General features: G+C 60.7%; 13 protein-coding genes. 3 read left to right on the top strand and 10 right to left on the bottom strand.

Features of this window, described 5'->3' with window-relative positions; translation table 11 throughout:
* Positions 1–127 precede the first annotated feature (127 nt).
* The 6 genes from ACMAUO_RS07200 to ACMAUO_RS07175 form a co-directional block, all read right to left on the bottom strand.
* Positions 128–904 (bottom strand): ABC transporter ATP-binding protein, encoded by a 777-nt coding sequence (locus ACMAUO_RS07200; RefSeq protein ID WP_420356234.1) that lies wholly within the window; start codon positions 902–904, stop codon positions 128–130.
* Positions 898–1,899 carry an ABC transporter permease gene (locus ACMAUO_RS07195; RefSeq protein WP_420356233.1) on the bottom strand — a complete coding sequence of 334 codons (1,002 nt, stop codon included), beginning with the start codon at positions 1,897–1,899 and terminating at the stop codon, positions 898–900. Before ACMAUO_RS07195 ends, ACMAUO_RS07200 begins: the two co-directional genes overlap by 7 nt.
* Entirely contained in the window at positions 1,896–2,960 is a 1,065-nt protein-coding gene (locus ACMAUO_RS07190) for an ABC transporter substrate-binding protein (RefSeq protein ID WP_420356232.1), read from the bottom strand. Before ACMAUO_RS07190 ends, ACMAUO_RS07195 begins: the two co-directional genes overlap by 4 nt.
* Before the next feature lie 425 nt (positions 2,961–3,385).
* Positions 3,386–3,925 carry a GAF domain-containing protein gene (locus ACMAUO_RS07185; protein WP_420356231.1) on the bottom strand — a complete coding sequence of 180 codons (540 nt, stop codon included), beginning with the start codon at positions 3,923–3,925 and terminating at the stop codon, positions 3,386–3,388.
* A 368-nt stretch (positions 3,926–4,293) separates the two neighbouring features.
* Positions 4,294–6,582 (bottom strand): TonB-dependent receptor, encoded by a 2,289-nt coding sequence (locus ACMAUO_RS07180; RefSeq protein WP_420356230.1) that lies wholly within the window; start codon positions 6,580–6,582, stop codon positions 4,294–4,296.
* Positions 6,583–7,537: 955 nt separating this feature from the next.
* Positions 7,538–8,257, bottom strand: coding sequence for a helix-turn-helix domain-containing protein (locus ACMAUO_RS07175; protein ID WP_420356229.1), 720 nt, complete (start codon positions 8,255–8,257; stop codon positions 7,538–7,540).
* A 338-nt stretch (positions 8,258–8,595) separates the two neighbouring features.
* On the opposite strand from ACMAUO_RS07175, the gene ACMAUO_RS07170 reads away from it, so the two are divergent.
* The gene (locus ACMAUO_RS07170; RefSeq protein ID WP_420356228.1) at positions 8,596–10,638 is read left to right on the top strand and encodes a hydantoinase/oxoprolinase family protein; all 2,043 of its coding nucleotides are present in this window, start codon (positions 8,596–8,598) and stop codon (positions 10,636–10,638) included.
* 2 nt (positions 10,639–10,640) lie between these two features.
* Positions 10,641–12,326: a hydantoinase B/oxoprolinase family protein gene (locus tag ACMAUO_RS07165; RefSeq protein WP_420356227.1), complete on the top strand. Its 1,686-nt coding sequence runs from the start codon at positions 10,641–10,643 to the stop codon at positions 12,324–12,326.
* A 109-nt stretch (positions 12,327–12,435) separates the two neighbouring features.
* Here the strand turns inward: ACMAUO_RS07165 and ACMAUO_RS07160 are convergent, their stop codons facing one another.
* The 4 genes from ACMAUO_RS07160 to ACMAUO_RS07145 all read right to left on the bottom strand — a co-directional run bounded on the left by ACMAUO_RS07160 (position 12,436) and on the right by ACMAUO_RS07145 (position 15,593).
* The gene (locus ACMAUO_RS07160; RefSeq protein WP_420356226.1) at positions 12,436–12,687 is read right to left on the bottom strand and encodes a hypothetical protein; all 252 of its coding nucleotides are present in this window, start codon (positions 12,685–12,687) and stop codon (positions 12,436–12,438) included.
* A gap of 266 nt (positions 12,688–12,953) precedes the next feature.
* The gene (locus ACMAUO_RS07155; protein WP_420356225.1) at positions 12,954–13,817 is read right to left on the bottom strand and encodes a hypothetical protein; all 864 of its coding nucleotides are present in this window, start codon (positions 13,815–13,817) and stop codon (positions 12,954–12,956) included.
* A complete protein-coding gene (locus ACMAUO_RS07150) occupies positions 13,814–14,806 on the bottom strand; it encodes a ferritin-like domain-containing protein (RefSeq protein WP_420356224.1) in 993 nt (330 codons plus the stop codon). Before ACMAUO_RS07150 ends, ACMAUO_RS07155 begins: the two co-directional genes overlap by 4 nt.
* A gap of 112 nt (positions 14,807–14,918) precedes the next feature.
* Complete coding sequence (locus tag ACMAUO_RS07145; RefSeq protein WP_420357230.1) at positions 14,919–15,593, bottom strand: ATP-dependent Clp protease proteolytic subunit; 675 nt, start codon at positions 15,591–15,593, stop codon at positions 14,919–14,921.
* Positions 15,594–15,777: 184 nt separating this feature from the next.
* On the opposite strand from ACMAUO_RS07145, the gene ACMAUO_RS07140 reads away from it, so the two are divergent.
* Positions 15,778–16,788 (top strand): OmpA family protein, encoded by a 1,011-nt coding sequence (locus ACMAUO_RS07140; protein ID WP_420356223.1) that lies wholly within the window; start codon positions 15,778–15,780, stop codon positions 16,786–16,788.
* The last annotated feature ends 7 nt before the right edge of the window (positions 16,789–16,795 follow it).

Here is a 16,795-nt window from a genome sequence, read left to right as displayed (position 1 = left end):
GCCCGGAAGGGGCCGCGCCCGTCGTGTGTTTTTGAGCATCGGAGCGGAGCGGCCTTGCTGGCCGTGAGCACCGACGCGCAGGAAACGCGCGTCGGATCGCCGCCAGCGTGCATGTCCAGACAGGCTCTTACCAGTCCGCGCTGTGGCCGAGCTGGGTCAGGATGTTCTTGCGCAGGTCCAGCAGGCGCGGGTCATCGCGGTGGCGGTGAGGGGGGAGGTCGATCGGCAGGTCGCCGATGATGCGGGCCGGGCGGGGGCTGAAGACGATGATCCGCGTGGCCAGCAGCAGGGCTTCCTCGACATCATGCGTGACCATGATCGCCGTGAAGCCGCGGTCGCGCCATAGGCGGTGCAGTTCGGTCTGCATCGTCAGGCGTGTCAGGCTGTCCAGCTTGCCCAGCGGTTCGTCCAGGATCAGCATGCGCGGGTCGTTGACCAGGGCGCGGGCGAGCGCCGCGCGCTGGGCCATGCCGCCGGACAATTGGTGTGGCCAGGCGCGTTCGAAACCCTTCAGCCCCACCAGTTCGATGGCGGCGTCGACCGATTCCGGGTCCTTGCGGCCGGCGATGTCGTGGCCCAGGGCCACGTTGCCGCGCACGGTACGCCAGGGATAGAGCGTCGGGTCCTGGAACATCACGATGCGGTCGGGGCCCGGGCCGGTGATGGGGGTGCCCTCGGCCAGGATCGTGCCGCCGTGCGGGGGTTCCAGCCCCGCGATCAGGCGCAGCAGGGTGGATTTGCCGCAGCCCGACGGGCCGAGCAGGGCGACGAATTCGCCCGGCGCGATGGTGAGGCTGATATCGTCGAGAACGGGCGTGAACGCGCCGCCGATCATGTAGCCGTGGTCGATATGGTCGAGTTCCAGCCCCAGCGGGTGGGCGGTGCGGGTGGGGGTGGTTACCATTTCAGGCCGTCCTTCTGCCAGGAGAGGACGCGGTCGCGTACCTTGAACAGCAGGGTGACCAGCCCCGTGCACATCAGCGACATCACCAGCAGCGCCGCATACATGTTGGGATAGGCCGCCCAGCCCTGGGCCCATTGCATGTAGAAGCCCAAGCCGGATTTCACGCCCAGCATCTCGGCCACCACCAGGGTTGCGAACGAGACGCCCAGCCCCATGAACAGGCCGACGAAGATCTGCGGCATCGCGGCCGGCAGGGCCACGCGCAGGACCAGGAAGCGGTTGCGCGCGCCCATGGTGCGGGCGACATCGTAATAGGCGGGATCGACGGCGGCGACGCCGGACCATGTCAGGATCGTGGTCGGAAAGCCCGCTGCCAGCGCCAGCAGCGCCTCGCTGGCCAGCCGGCTGGAGGGGATGACGATGAAGGCCAGCGGCAGCAGGGCGACGGGGGGCAGCGGGCCGATCAGGCGGATCAGCGGCCGCACCCAGTAGCGGAATCGCAGCGAGCGGCCCAGCCCGACGCCGATGGCGACCCCGAGCATGGCGCCGATGCCATAGCCGACCGCGAGCAGGCCGAGCGAATGCAGCAGGCTGTCGCCCAGCCGCTTCCAGTCGGTCAGGAACACGTCCATCAGGTCCTGCGGCGTACCGAAGAAGGGGCGGGGCAGCCAGAGCAGCTTGGCCTGGGCGATTTCCCACGCCGTGAAGCCCAGCCCCAGCGCGATGGCCCAGGGCGCGCGCGCGGACAGGCGGCGCAGGGCCGCTGCAGCGATGAGGGCGAGGCCGATCGCGCAGAACAGGGCCGCAAGCTGGTTGGTGTCGGGGAAATCGTCGGCGTCCGGCCAGCGCCAGGTGACCAGGGCCGCCAGGAACCAGGCCGGCCCGGCGGCCCAGGGCAGCAGGGAGGTCGTGCCGGGCTTTGTTGCTGTCTGCCCGGTAGGGCGGGGTGGGGTGTCTGCGGTCTGGTTCGGCGACGGCGTATTCGGTGGACTCATGTGGCGAACAGATCCTGCGTCACCTTGCCGGCATAGCGCGCGGAATCGAGCGAGGGACGGAAGACACCGATCTGTTTCAGCGCGTCGGCGTAGCGTACGACCTCGTCATGCAGCGACGGCCCGAGGACCTGATGATGGTGGCCCTGGAGGCGCAGCATGTCCGCGATATCCTCGGCGCTGGCGCGGGCGGCGAAGGGTTTGAAAATGCGCCCGGCTTCGTCCGGGTTGCAGGCGACCCAGGCGCCGGCGTCCAGGATCGCGCGGGTGACCGCAGCCGCCACGGCGGGGTCGTTGCGGATCAGGCTGCCGCGCAGGCCGATGACGCAGCAGGCGACCTGCGCCCAACTGCCGTTCATGTTGCTGTCGATTTCCACCAGATCGAACTGGCGCTTGTAGAGATAGGAGAACGGGTCGGTGCCGGTGATGGCCTGCACGTCGCCGCGCTTCAGGGCCACCGACAGCAGGTCGGCCGGGTATTGGCGCCACTGGATGTCGGATTCCGGGTCGATTCCGACTTCCTTCAGGCGGATGCTGAAGAAATTCTTGTCGGGGCCGCCGATGTCGGTCACGCCGATGGTCTTGCCGCGCATGTCTTCCAGCTTCGCCGGGCCGCCCTTGGGGGCGAGCATGTGCATGCAGCCCGCGTGCAGGCCCGCGACCAGCTTGACGTCGAACCCCTGCTGGAGCGGCTTCAGCCAGCGCAGGGCCATGCCGGGGGCGCCGTCGGCCTTGCCGGTGGCCAGGGCTTCCAGCAACTGGTCGGTCGAGCCCGCGAAATTGACGTAATCGACGTCGAGATTGTAGCGCGCGAAGAAGCCTTTCTCTTTCGCGACCGGAATCGCGGCGGTGCAGGTGGAATTCTGGTTCCACGCGATGGTCAGCTTGCGGGCGGGGCCGGGGATGGGGGCGACGTCGGCCGTGCCGGCCGGGTTGCAATGGGGATCATGAATTGCCGTATCTTGCGCCTTCGCGTGAACGGCCACCGCTTCCGCCAGCGAGGCCATCAGCAATGTACGGCGCCTCAGAGGGCTGGTCAGGGGCATCGAAATGACCTCCAGCATGACAATTCGGACTCTCCAGCCGGCTGGTTGCAGAAGGAAGGGAACGATGCGGCGAGAGGTCGTCGTATCACGTCGGGTCGTGGCACCTCCGCGATGGCCTGGGCCAAGGTGTTCATGCGCGGTAACCGGCTAGGAAAGGCCATATCAACGATCTTCAATGGTTGTAGAGCCATTTTATAATACGATATGGCGGCGTTCAAGGGGGGATGTGGGGAAATTTTTACGCAATAAAAATGTATAATTTAACCGACGAAGGAACTTGCCATCATGAATGGCCCGCGAATGGTCTGGGGCCGGACGCGGATGCAGTCATCAGGATATATCCGTGCCGGCAGATCGGTGCAGGATACGCACTCTTTCGTGGCTGTTCTTGCGTCGGCTATCGCTGGATCGGCACCGGAAGGAAACGGATGGGGAGAGCATTTTTACTGATCATGCAGGAGTTTCACGGCGGAATGGGGGGGACGGCATGTGCGCAGGGCCAGGAAAGCCAGTGTGGCTGGTGCCTTGAGCAACTCGCTCTCCTTGACCCTGTCTTCGGTAAAATGCCCGGCCTTTCCGAGGCAGTTTATCGTGGCAATGACACTCCCTTTGAAAACGATCGGAATATTGACGATGGATTCGCATCCAAGTTGAAAGATTTCTTTGTGATCGTAAAAAACTTCCGCGATTTCTTCGCTTGAATTGGCGCAGAAAGTGCGTTTTTGTTTCATGACCCATTCACTCCACCATGTCTGATTGACGGGCTTTCTTCCTGACACGGGATATTCCATCGGTCGCGACGAATACAGTCGTTCTGCTTCCCCTGTTGTTTCATCAAAACTTGAAATCGTCACGAAGTGGATATCCAGAATATGCGCGGCCATGTTGCCGACGATTTTTAAAATATTCTGGACATCGATCTGATCAGTGGAGATTGCCGCAAGCAGGGAGGAAAGATGCCGGGTATAGATGTCGAGAGTCATAGCGCATTCCAAAATTTATATTTTTCACGATAAGAATAGGATAACGCGGGTGGGGTGCATGGCGTTGTTTGTGAGAGCCTGACCGCAAATGCGCGCTGGCGGCGATCCAGCGCGCATTTCCTGTGCTTCGGGGCGGGCGGCCATCAAGGCCGCTCCGCTCCGATGCTGGGAAACACACGCCGGGCGCGGCCCGCTCCGGACCGCTCTCGCTCCCCAGCCCACATTTCAGGTCAGGCTCTGAGAGACAGGTATAAATAGACATTGTCGGCAACCTGGCGTGCGCTTTGAACGCCGGGAAGCCCAAAAACACGGGCCGCCGCTCCCGCCCATTTAACGGGGAGAGCAGCATGCCGCTGCGTGTTCTGGCGCTAGTAGCTGTAGCTCAACTCGCCGCCCAATGTTCGTGGTTCGGCGGGCTGTACGAAACCACCCGACACGTATTCAGCATTATAAGCCTTGTCTGTCAGGTTTTTTACAAAAAATACCGCAGACCATTTCCGCTGTGGCCCCGTAAAGCCCACCTGCAGGTTGTAGAGGTTGAATTCTTTGCGTGCCGTGTCGTTCTCTGGATCCCAGTACTGCTTGCCATGTGCTTCAACATCGAAGCGGCTGAACAGATTCAAGCCCTTGGCGATTGCACGCGTGTATTGTACTCCTGCGTTCGCCGTGAATTCCGGGACATAAGGCGCTGCATTTCCAACATCAGCCCTATCGAACCCGTATTTCGTAATTGTACTGTGCGTATAGCCACCATTTGCGAACACATCCAGGCCGGGAAGGATTGTGTACCGCGCTTCAAGTTCGCCACCAGTCAACTGGATCTTGTCGATATTTACGAGGATCTGGGCACTGACGGCGCCGACAAAAAGGAAATAGTCGGAATTTCGATCCCAGGTTCGGAAGAAGGATCCATTAACCGTTAGCCGATTGTGGAACCACTGGCTCTTGAAGCCGGCCTCGATCGTGTGTGCGACTTCGGGCTTCACGGTATCGAACACGCCGGGCAGTTGCGCCGCCTGGGCCGAACCGCTCTGATTGAATTGCCCGCTGCGAAAACCGATTCCATAATCGACAAAGAACATGAGATTCGGGTTGACGCGGTAACTTAGCGTGCCCTTTGGCTGGGCCTGCTTGAACCAGCGTGTGCGCTGGCATGCCGCCCCAGCCGTGATGGTGCAGCCCGCCGGAATGCCTGCCGTGCTGAGCGGACTGACATACTGATTCATGGCATTCCAGTCGTACCGGTACCCAAATTCGGCTGTCAGATTTTTCAGGATATCATAGGACAAATGTCCGAATAGTGCGAAATCCTGATTGTGGTCGGAGTTTCCAAGAAAGGACTGAGTGGGATTTGCCGCATAATTATAGAGCGGGTTTACGCTGATGCGCGCAATACCCTTTCCGTAATCAGAAGCGGTAGCTGAGCTGAAATAATCGCGTGTATCCAGGAAATACCCTCCCGCAACCCAACGGAAGCGCCGATCGGAACGGGAAGTAAAGCGTAGTTCATCCTCCCATGATGTGCTTTGTGACCATTGGCTCTGCGTTCCGTCGTATCCACTTTTTCCCTCATATGCGGTATAGGGGAACTGGTCTGACGCAATATATTCATTGATCTTTACCCAGCCGAGCGTATTGGTGATAGCTCCCCAAGGCTTCGTATAAGCCAGTCTGAAGGAGGCATTGCGGATATCTCGCGTATTGAGGCCACGGTTGTTGGAACAGAAGGTACGAGAGACGTGGTTTGCGTCTGGCGTCATGCCACCGAACGGATTGGAGAGATCGAGAAAACAGGGGTTATTCGGGTCGAGCTTTGCCGGCTGGTATTGGTAGTAGTTGGCACCCCCGCGCGTCTCATTGAAGCCGACGCGGAAATCCGCCACGAGATCATCGGTAATGACGGCCTTGATATGGCCACGCCCGCTATATTGGTTGGTGCGATCGGCTGTCTTGTGGAGATAGACATTTTCAAGTAGGCCGCCGAAATAGTGTTCGCTGAAATCAAGGTCGTAGAACAGGCGGTCTTTGACGATCGCACCAGCGACTCCCACCTTGCCGCGATACATGCTTCCGTTTCCAAACTGTGCATCCGCATAGGCATATTGCTGGTTGGTTGGCTGGCGGGAGTTGATGACTATTGCGCCTCCGATTGCGTTCCTGCCCCACAGATCGCCCTGTGGCCCGCGCAGTACCTCTACTTGTGCGACGTCATATAGATCTTGGGTAAATTGTCGGGAATCCATCTGTTGTACGCCATCCACGATGACGGCAACGGGGCTTTGTCCGTTGCGCACCTGTGTGACGCCGCGGATCGTCATGAACGATACGCCGGCCTGCTGTGCTTCAACGATCGAGACATTCGGTGCCAGGGCGATAAAATCCGACACATCCTGAATGCGGGCATCCGTGATGGCGCGGGATGTGAATACGGTGGCGGAGGTTGGGGCCGATTGCAGCTTCTGTGTTCGCGAAAGGCCCGTTACGACGATGGTTTCAGGTCCTGCATCAAGGCTATGTGCGCTGGATGCGGGCGCTGGTACCTGTATCCGGCTCTTCGTGCCCGCGTTTGTGGAGGATATGGGGCGTACTGGCCTGGATGGATGCGGTGCATCCACATTGCGTGTCTTCGCCTGGGTGCCTGCCGCGGCGGAGGACATCCAGAGGAATGCCGCTCCCGTCGAGACGCAAGAAAGCAGAAGGTTTGGCAAAGCTGAAAGCGGTCTGGACATTATCAGGTTCTCCGGAAAGGTTCGTCAGGCGGACGCAGGGATTCTTCCGGCCGTCACGGAATGCTGCCATGGGCGGCCTCGATAATGAGTCGGTGCCGCATCTGGTCATGTATGCCCTTCCCCTGACGAGGGAGAGCTGACGCGTGGGATTCCGTTCGGAGGTCATGCATTTGTACAGCGAACGGCAATGCGGGCGCAGACGATCAACCGGCATGGTTTGTATCCGATGGAGGCGGAGACAGGCACCAGAGTGCATTCCATTTTTCAAATGATTTGGAATCGTAATGATAAACTGCCGGCGAAAGGTCTTCTGAAGAAAGGCTACGGGAAATGCGCCAAGTCCGCCGGATGTTCACGGCATGGATGATCGGTCGTGTGAACTTTATGCCGATATCCGTGACTGAACGCATGGGTCTAATCGCGCCCTTCTTTGATATTGGTCCATGGACTGTCCCCGATACGGGTGCTTACCCGCTCATGAGACATCATCATCACGTTTGTTAACCGAAACTTTTTCTATCGTCAAATTATTTCTTTATATCGAAAAATTTGATAGAGAGCGGCGGCCGTGAAGATGTGACGGCTCGATTCCGTATGCGAGATGCTACGGCAAGGGGGCGTGTTGCGTTAAATATGTAGTTGAACTGTTCGGTATGATAGATTGTCTATGCTGGCGCTGTGTTCGGATCCGGGAAGCCAGCGCACGCATGAAACGTGCGACTGGATCGAGGGATCATGACGGCCTGATCGGCTCCGGCGATGCTTTCCGGGCCTTGCCGATCATCGCAGCCAGCTAGACCGGGTAGGCGCGGCTGGCTTCTTTTTTTCGAAACCGTATGGTTTTTTTTGAAGTGACTCCAGAATGATAGATTTTATTCTTGTCTTACTGGTCGGCTATGTTGCGAAAAATAGATGGCGTGCCGACATAGAGCAGGATGACGGGCGTGTTGGACTCATTCCATGCCGTATGCGGTGATATGGAACGGAAATGCATGCTGTCGCCTTTGCGCAGCGTGGTGCAAAAATCTCCGACCTGCGATATGATTTCGCCTTCGACCACGAATAGAAAGTCTTCACCGTCTCGTTGATCGACTGGAAAGCGATGGCCCGGTGGAATCGTCATGAGAATTGCGTCCATGAGCTGGTCGGGCAGGCACGAACTCAATTGATGGTAGACCACGGGCGAATTCAGTTCGATGGTCTCTGGCTCATCGCTTCGGTGGACAATATTTTCGTCTTTCGGTACGTCGACGAAATAGCTGACCTCTATCTGCAAAGCTCGAGCCAGTGCTGTCAGGGACACAAGCGAGGGTACTGTCTTGTTATTTTCAGCCTGTGAGATGAAAGGCGCCGAAAGTCCACTCGCTTCGGCCAATTGGGCCAATGTCATTTTGAGCTTCTTGCGACGACTCTTTATCTTCCCACCTATCGCGATCGTGCCTGCTTTCGCTGGTGCGCCAAGAAACGGGATGGCCAATATATTAATCCCGTTACCGATCTGCTCCGCAGCTGAGGTTGCGGCGGGTGCAGCGTTGCGGGGGCGGCCTTTTCTGTGAGGCGTCTTGCTGGCGGCGGGCAATTTGGCGTTCATATTTTCGCTCAATATTCCAATTCCATGGGATGACCGACGTCAAGCGGTTCCCCGAGTTCTTTTTCCGAGGCGTTCTTCGCCAGGAGATTGTTTTCGTTGGCCATAAGAGACTGGGAACCCCGATGCGATGAAACCTTATCCTGCATTATCATAGGTCGCGTTGGCGCTTGGCAACCAGGTGCGGCATCTGATGACGAGATTATCAAAATATTTGACGTATGGAAATAATTTGACGTCGGAAAAGGTTTCGTTTAACGAACATGATGACGATACGTCGCGGGCGGGTGAGAGGCCCGTGCCGTCGAGGGACGTCAACAGGCTCATATTCAGAGAGGGGCGCAGTCAGACCCATGCGCGTAGCTACGGATGTCGGCGGAACATTCACGGACCTCGTGGCGATAGGGCCAGACGGGATCGTCACTGCCAAAGTAGATACAACACCGCCGGATTTCGATCGGGGAGTAATTAACTCTATCGATAAGGCTCGTATTTCTCCCGAAGGGTTCGAATTTTTCGCCCATGGGACGACGGTGGTGATCAATGCACTGCTCTCTCGGAGTGGTTGCAAGACGGCACTCATCACGACACGTGGATTTCGGGACGTTCTGGAGATTGCACGTGGAAATCGGCCCGATCTGTTCAATCTCGCATTCAGGAAGCCGGCTCCTTTCGTGCCGCGCTATCTGCGCTTCGAGATCGATGAACGTATCGGTCCGGATGGCGAGGTGCTTACGCCCCTGGATATCTCGGGCATTGAAGACCTTGGAAAGAGCATGGAGACGAATGGGGTCGAGGCAGTTGCCGTCTGTTTCCTGCATGCCTATGCCAACCCCGAACATGAAGCCGCTGTCTGTGCCCTTTTGCGTGACCGGTGGCCGGATCTCTCGGTTGTGGGATCATACGAGGTTTGTCGTGAATGGCGAGAATATGAGCGGACGAGTACGACGGTTCTTTCAGCTTATGTCCACCCTATCGCAAAGCGTTATCTGGGTCAGCTTGAAGCCGGTCTGCAGGCGCGTGGATTACGCCGGCTCCCTTATATCATGCAGTCGAACGGTGGCGTGACGACCGTACGGGGGGCGCGCAACAATCCGATCGCACTGGTTGAATCCGGCCCTGCGAGTGGTGTTCTGGGTGCCGCAGCCCTGGGGAGGACGATCGGCGAACCCAATCTGATCGCTCTCGATATCGGCGGTACGACTGCGAAGACAGCGCTTATCCGCGACGGACAAGCCAGAATCACAACCGATTACAAGATTGAATGGAGTCGCACCAACCCGGGTTATCCAATCCGCACCCCTGTTATCGACCTTGTCGAAATCGGCAATGGCGGCGGTTCGATCGCCTGGATTGATGAAGGGGGGCGCATGCATGTCGGCCCCAAGAGCGCCGGCTCTTTCCCTGGGCCGGCCGCGTATGGCCGCGGAGGAACCGAGCCGACGACGACGGATGCCAATCTCGTATTGGGGCGCATTAATCCCAGGCTGTTCCTCGGCGGCGCACATGAACCCGATATCGGGAACGTACAGGCGGCTTTTCAGAAATTCGCCGACCGCATGGAGGGGACGGTTCAGGATATCGCCCGTGGCGTGATTCGCATTGCCAACGCGAACATGATCAATGCATTGAAGCTCGTGTCCCTGAACCGCGGTTTTGATCCGCGCGACTTCGTGCTGATTGCCTTCGGGGGAGGGGGCGGAATGCACGCAGTCGCGCTGGGCAAGGATCTGCAGGTGCGGAAAGTTATCATCCCCGCCAATTCGTCCGTTTTCTCCGCCTGGGGAATGTTGATGAGCGATATTCGTCGCGATTTCCTCGTGACCAGGGTCGAGCAGCTGGCGTCACGTGCGCTGGACGTACTGAATGCGACTTATCGCGAAATTGAACGTGAAGCGGAGGTTTCTTGTAAGGCGGAAGGTATGGACACGTCGCACCTCCGGTTCGAGCGCTATGCCGACATGCGATATTGCGGGCAGGAGCATACCGTGAAAGTGCCGGTGGCAACGGGATGCCTTGACGTCGCGCGGATCGAGCAGGCAGCAGAATGTTTTCATGCCGAACACGAGCGGGAATATAGATTCCGTCTTCCGAATGAGGTGGAGCTCGTCAATTATCATGTTGTCGTTGTGAGCGAGACGGAGAAGGTGGACCTGCCGCCAAAGCCCGTGAGTGGAGCGAAGATCCAGGACGTGCTGACTGGCCATCGCATGATCGACTTCGATGTGGATGGCATTCATCATAGTTCTTTATATGACCTTCATCGATACGAGCCTGGTATGGAGGTGATCGGTCCGGCGGTCATCGAGGATGAGACCACAACGATCGTGATTAATCCAGGCTGCAAGGCCACGATGGATTCTATCGGGAATATCCATATCGAGTTGGGGAATTGACCATGAGCCAGCATGACCCCTTCACGCAGGAAATCATCAAGAACGCTCTCGTAGCGATCGGTGACGAGATGTTCCTGGCGATGGCCAAGACCAGCATGAGTCCTATTATCTATGAGGCGCTGGACTATTCGGTTGGCATTACGAATGCTCGTGGCGATCTCATTACCCAAGGTAATGGGACCACGGTTTTTCTTGGCATGATCGATTCCCTGGTACGCGATATACTGCATAAGTTTTGGTCGTCCGGCGAGATTTATCCAGATGACGTTTTCATCTCGAACGATCCTTATAAAGGGGGCGGGACACATCTGTGCGATGTCGCGATAGCCAAGCCAATCTTCTATCAGGGTGAGCTGGTGGCCTTCGCGGTGAACAAGGCGCACTGGGTCGATGTGGGCGGCGCCGTCGCCGGCAGCTTTACCACGGATTCCAGAGAAGTTTTCCAGGAAGGCCTGCAGATCCCGACCATCAAGGTCATGGAGAAGGGAAAGCCCGTTGCCGGCGTAATGGAGATTCTTCAATCGAATATTCGTATGCCGAAGGATTCGATGGGAGACTTCTGGGCCGGAATGGCCGCCAATAACGTCGCCGAAATGCGGATGTTGGAGCTTTTCGCCCGCTACGGTCACGATGCCATGAATGTGGCAATGGACGATTTGCTCGATTACGGCGAGAGGATGATTGCGGCTGAACTCAAAAAGCTGCCACAGGGTACCTTCTACGCGGAAGACTGGATTGATAACGATGGGATTACGGACGAGCCGCTGAAGGTTTGCGTCAGGATTGACATTACCGAAGATAAGTTCAAGGTCGATTTTACAGGCAGTGCGCCGCAGACCCTTGGACCCATCAATAATTCACGGACTGGTCTGGTTTCCGCCGTTCGTACGATCTTCAAGGCCCTGACGAATCCGGGTATTCCGGCCAATGGGGGATGTTTTCGCGCGATAGAGGTCGTGTGTCCGGATCGGACGCTGTTTACCGCCGAACGCCCGGCTCCGGTCTCTACTTATTGGGAGACCATGCTTTACGCACAGGACCTGATCTGGCACGCACTCGCCGAGCATCTGCCCGAGCGGCTGACAGCCGGGCATGTGCTTTCAGTGTGTGCTGTTATTTATTCTGGCCAGCATCCGAAGACAGGTGTGCCGACCATCCTGGTCGGGCCGCTGGTCGGCGGATGGGGCGCCATGCAAAGTCGCGACGGTCAGAACGGCCAATTCTCCGTAGCAGACGGCGAGACCTACAATTTTCCGGTCGAAGTGACAGAGGCAAAATACGGGGTCCGGGTACGCGCTTACGGCTTCCATACGGACGATGGTGGCGCGGGGCAGTTTCGTGGCGGCAAGGGGGTCATGCTGGAATACGAAATGCCTGCCGACGGGTGGAGCTTTACCGGCAGTTTCGGCCGTTCCAAATTCCCGCCATGGGGCGTTGCCGGAGGTCAGGCAGGCTCTCCCAACTACGCGGAAATTCTCCCCCAAGGCGTTCGCGCGGAGCCGCCTGTACGCATGGCCAAGGCGGCGCATGTCGTGCTGCGGAAAGGTGACGTTGTGCGGATGGTCACCGCTACCGGCGGTGGGTGGGGAAATCCGAGGTTACGAGACAGGTCTGCAGTCGAATGGGATATTCGTAACGGGTTCATCACTCTGGCGCAGGCCTGTGCCGATTATGGCTACGATGCCTGATGCAATGTAATCCCGGCAGATAAAATGCGCGCGGCCTCGTAAACAGAAAGGCCATGATGGCGGTGCGGCTGGACCGATTCGGAGTGGCCGATCGGGCCAGCCCAGTCAATCAGGCGTAGAGGTCGACGCTGTCCGAACCGGCTGAGGCGTTCTGGCTGCCGGTGGTGGTTTCGGAGATGATGTTGCCCTGCGCGTCCTTGGTCACGATGGTGATGGAGCCGTCGCTGTTGGCGATTTCGCTCGTGGTCGTGGTGGAAGAGGACGACGAGGAGGAGGACGCGTCGCTGCTGCTGCTCGTGCTGCTGGTGCCGTACAGGCTGTCGAGCGCGCTGCCGCCGAGGCTGGAGATGGACGAAGACATGTGAGGATTTCCCGTAACTGGTGGCGAGGGAACGTGGCATCGGTGCGTCTGTGGACGGACCGGCGTGAAGCCCTTGCGCGGTGGACCAATTGACCCGGCCAATAGTCCGCGACCGCATCGCTGGCAGAGTAGGGCGGGGCTAACTTATCGCAAAGTCAGCTTTTTCTTTCAATTTGCAACGGAGTGTTGCGGGTGCGGACGGTCTCTTGGAGCCTGTTTGGAAACGCGCGTCGGATCGCCGCCAGCGCGCATTTTAGATCAGGCTCTTATCGGGCGTCGGCGCGCAGGTGGGGGCGGCTGCGGTCCCACAGGCGCAGGCCGCGCAGGGCGAGGTCGGCCATGGCGGGCAGCAGGCGGGGCTGCATCAGGTCCGGGTCGAATACCTGCATCCGGCGGGCGTTCTCGCGGTAGCAATCCTCGACGAACTGGCGGAACGAGAAGCGGTCGAGGAAGACATTGGCCTGGGTGACCGCGAAATCGCGCCCGTCATTGGGCTGCCGGCCGCGCCGGACCATGGCCAGCAGGCGCTTCAGCGCGCGGCCGTAATAGCGGGTGGATTTCAGGGCGCGGCGTGTCGGGCCCAGGCCGCGCCGGCGCTCGCGCCACGCCATGTAGTTGATGAAGAAGACGATGTGCCGCGTTTCCTCGAACATCAGCAGGTCGAAGATCTCGAACAGTTTTTCGGGCAGGAACTGCGACTGGCGGGCGTTCTTGAACGCCCCGAAGCCCAGGAAGGCATCGAGGCACTCGCCGAAGCCGAAATCGATGAACGCGGTTTCGAGATCGGCGGGGAATTGCTCCAGCGGCTGTTCGGTCGCGTCGATGCCGTAGCGGTCGATCATCGTGCGGATCAGCTTCGCGTGGCGGGCTTCCTCCAGCCCCTGGAGGGTAACCGCCTCGCGCACCGTCGGGTCGGTGATCCGGGGGGCGAAGGCATCCACGATCGCGCCCGCCCGGCGTTCGGTGTGGTACACCTCCTGCCAGAACGGGATGGTGCGCAGGCGGTCCAGTTCTTCCGCCGTCAGTTCGGGCCACGGCAGGGTCTCGGGGTCGAAGACCTGGTGCGTGGCGATGAACTGGCGGCAGAAGAGAGTCTTGTGGGTTTCCGATCCGGCTTCGATTCGGCTCAAGCAGTCTTCTCCAGCGCCCTGGCGCCGGAGGGACGGCGGAGGAACAGGCGCAGGAAACGCGCGAGGTTCGGGGCCAGTTTCGGGCGCAGCAGGCGCGGATCGTAGCCGGAGAAGCGGCGCTCGTTCTCTTCCAGGCACAGATCGATCATGTCGCGCAGGCTGATATCCATGTCCGCCACGTCCTTGGCGCCGCTGACGGTGAAGTTGTTATCCTGTTCCTGCACGTTGCCGTCGGCGTCGATGCTGGTGGCCAGGCCGATCCGCTCGTAGACCAGGAACACCCAGACCGCGAGGACGCGCAGTTCGAACCACGGGCGCTGCCATAGCGGCATGGTCGCGCGGTGCCAGGCCAGCCAGTTGGCGAACAGCAGGATGTGGCGGCATTCCTCCTGCATCACCGGCTCGAACGTCTCGATCAGTTCGGGGGGGAAGAAGCCGGAGCGCTGGGCGAGGGCGAACAGGCCGAAGGCGAAGAAACTGTCGACACATTCGGAGAAGCCGGTGACCAGGTAGGCCCATTCGGTGTCGCGCGGCTCGATATAGGGGGGCTCGGGCGCCATCTTGATGCCGTAGGCCTCGACCAGCTTGGACAGGACCTCCTTGTGGCGGTTTTCCTCCCACGCATTGCGCGACAGGGCGTCCTTCATGTCCGGGTCGTCGATCATGCGGGCGTAGGCGGCCATGCGCAGGCGGGCCTTGCCCTCGGTCTGCACCGCGATGTCCCAGATCGGCAGGGAAGTGACGCGCTTCAGCGTTTCCGGGTCCAGCTTCGGCCATTCGATGACCGAGGGCTTATACGGGTTGAAGGTGTCGCGGAACATCTCCGCCACCGCGCGCTTGTGCTCCGCCGAGCCGGGCTTGAGCGGGCCGGGCACCGGGCTGGACCAGTGGCGGGCGTTGAAATCGGCCTCGGCGACCGTCTTCGTGTCGGCGCCCTTGGGGTCGATCGCCTCGGGGAGGGAGGAATAGATATCGGAGAGAGACGTCATGCTTCGCAAGCTCGCACAATGAGTACAGACGCCGGCCCGGCCTGCAGTCAGGCCGGACCGGACGTCACCTTGCGGCCCCCCCTGCGATGGGGGGGAGTAGGGGGGCCAGCGATCAGTGGATGTCGGAGATCGTGGAGATGATCCGTGTCACCAGGCCGTAGGTGATCGCCTCTTCGGCCGACATCCAGTAATTCCGGTCGGTGTCGCGGCAGATCTTTTCGTAGGTCTGGCCGGTTTCGCGCGCGAACAGGCGGTTCAGCCGCTCGCGCATCTTCACGATTTCCCGCGCCTCGATGTCGATATCGGTCGCGGGGCCGCGCACGCCGCCCATTGGCTGGTGCAGCAGGAAGCGGGTGTTGGGCAGGCAGTAGCGGCGCTGCGCATTGCCCGCGGCGAAGATCAGCGCGCCGGCCGAGGCGACCCAGCCGGTGCCGATCACGTTCACCGGGGCGACCGAATCGACGAAGCGGATCATGTCGTGGATCGTGTCGCCGCTTTCGACATGGCCGCCGGGCGAGTTGACATACACGTCGATCGGCTTGTCGGACGCGCCGGCCAGCGCCAGCAGGCGGCCGGTGACGTCGCGCGCCAGCTTGTCGTTGATCGCGCCGAACACCAGCACCTTGCGCTGGTCGAACAGGCGGCTTTCAAGCTCGTTGACCGGGGAGGACAGGGTCTTGTTGTCGTCGGGCTCTTTCGGCTCGGGACCCTGGGGCTCGGGGATGTCGGGACCGTTGGGGTCTTCGTCATCCATCCGGATACGGTGGTTCGGCTGCATGCCGTTCAGCATCATAATCTCCCTGTATCCAGGACTGGTCTGCGTCATCACTCTATCCTGCGCCGCCTTCGGCCCGGTGCCAAGACCCGTCCTTGTCCGCCTCTCTCGCTAAAGGCCCGGGGGCGGGTTAGTAAGAGGAAGTGGGCGCGCCCCGGCCGGGATGCGGACGCCAGACGCTGGTCATGGAGAGAAGATGGGTATGAAAGCGCCGCTGCCAAGAGACCGCGCGGCTTTGGCCGGCCCGGCAGGCCGCCGGGGGGCGGCCGTGGGCGCGGCGATGGCGGGGATGCTGGCCGGCCTGCTGCCCGGCCTGCTGCCCTTGGGGGGCTGTGCCCATCGCGATGCCGTCGATACCACGCTGGACTGGTGGCACCAGTATCAGGGCGGGGTGATCGCCCAGCAGCGGCCGCCGCCGCCGGGCGCGCACGAGCCCTATCCCGCCGTGGGCCTGACCCCGACCACGCCGCCGGTGCTGCCCTCGGCCGAGCGGCGGCAGGATGTGACCGAAGCCCTGATCGAACAGCGTAATCTGGCGCACCGGATGGCGGCGGAGGTCGGGCCGCTGACGAATACGGCCGTGCCAGTCGCGCCGGCGCGGCCGGCCGCTCCGGCGGCGGCGGATGCCGCGTCTTCGGCGACGCTGGAGGCGGCGGAGGCGCCCCCCGCGCCGGTCGTTGCGCCGAAACCGGCCGGGAAGGCGTCTTCGGCTCCTGCTGACGGCAGCGCCGGACCGCTGGTGGCGATGCCCGAGGTTGGGGAGGATGTCGGCGGGGTGGGCGGCAAGGCGCAGGCCGTGGCGGGGCCTCTGCCCGAGATTCCGGCCGGGCCGCCGATGGCGCCGCAATTTCCCGGCTTCGCGGTGCCGAGCGATGCCGCCGTCGCGGTGAGCCGTCCGGATTATACGCTCTCCGATCCTGGCGGCACGCGCATTCTCTTTCCCGTGGGCAACGACCATCCGGTGGCGGGGCAGCAGAAGGAGATCGACAGCGTGGCGCGTCATGCGCCCGACGGCCCGCTGTTCGTCCATGGATATGGCGAGGCCGCGTCGACCGATTCGGCGGAGCAGGCGCGGGCGATGGCGCTGGGGCTGCTGCGGGCCCGCGTGGTGGCCGAGCGCCTGGTGGCCGATGGCGTGCCGGCGAAGGCGATCCATCTGCGGGCCCATCCGTTCGGCGACGGCGTGCGCATTCGCACGGCGGAGTAGAGCGCGG

The sequence above is a fragment of the Gluconacetobacter brunescens genome (assembly GCF_048695475.1).
In the GTDB taxonomy this organism is placed as follows: Bacteria; Pseudomonadota; Alphaproteobacteria; order Acetobacterales; family Acetobacteraceae; genus Gluconacetobacter.
The sequence above is the reverse complement of the archived record's forward strand: the minus strand, read 5'-3'. Positions and strand labels throughout refer to the sequence as shown.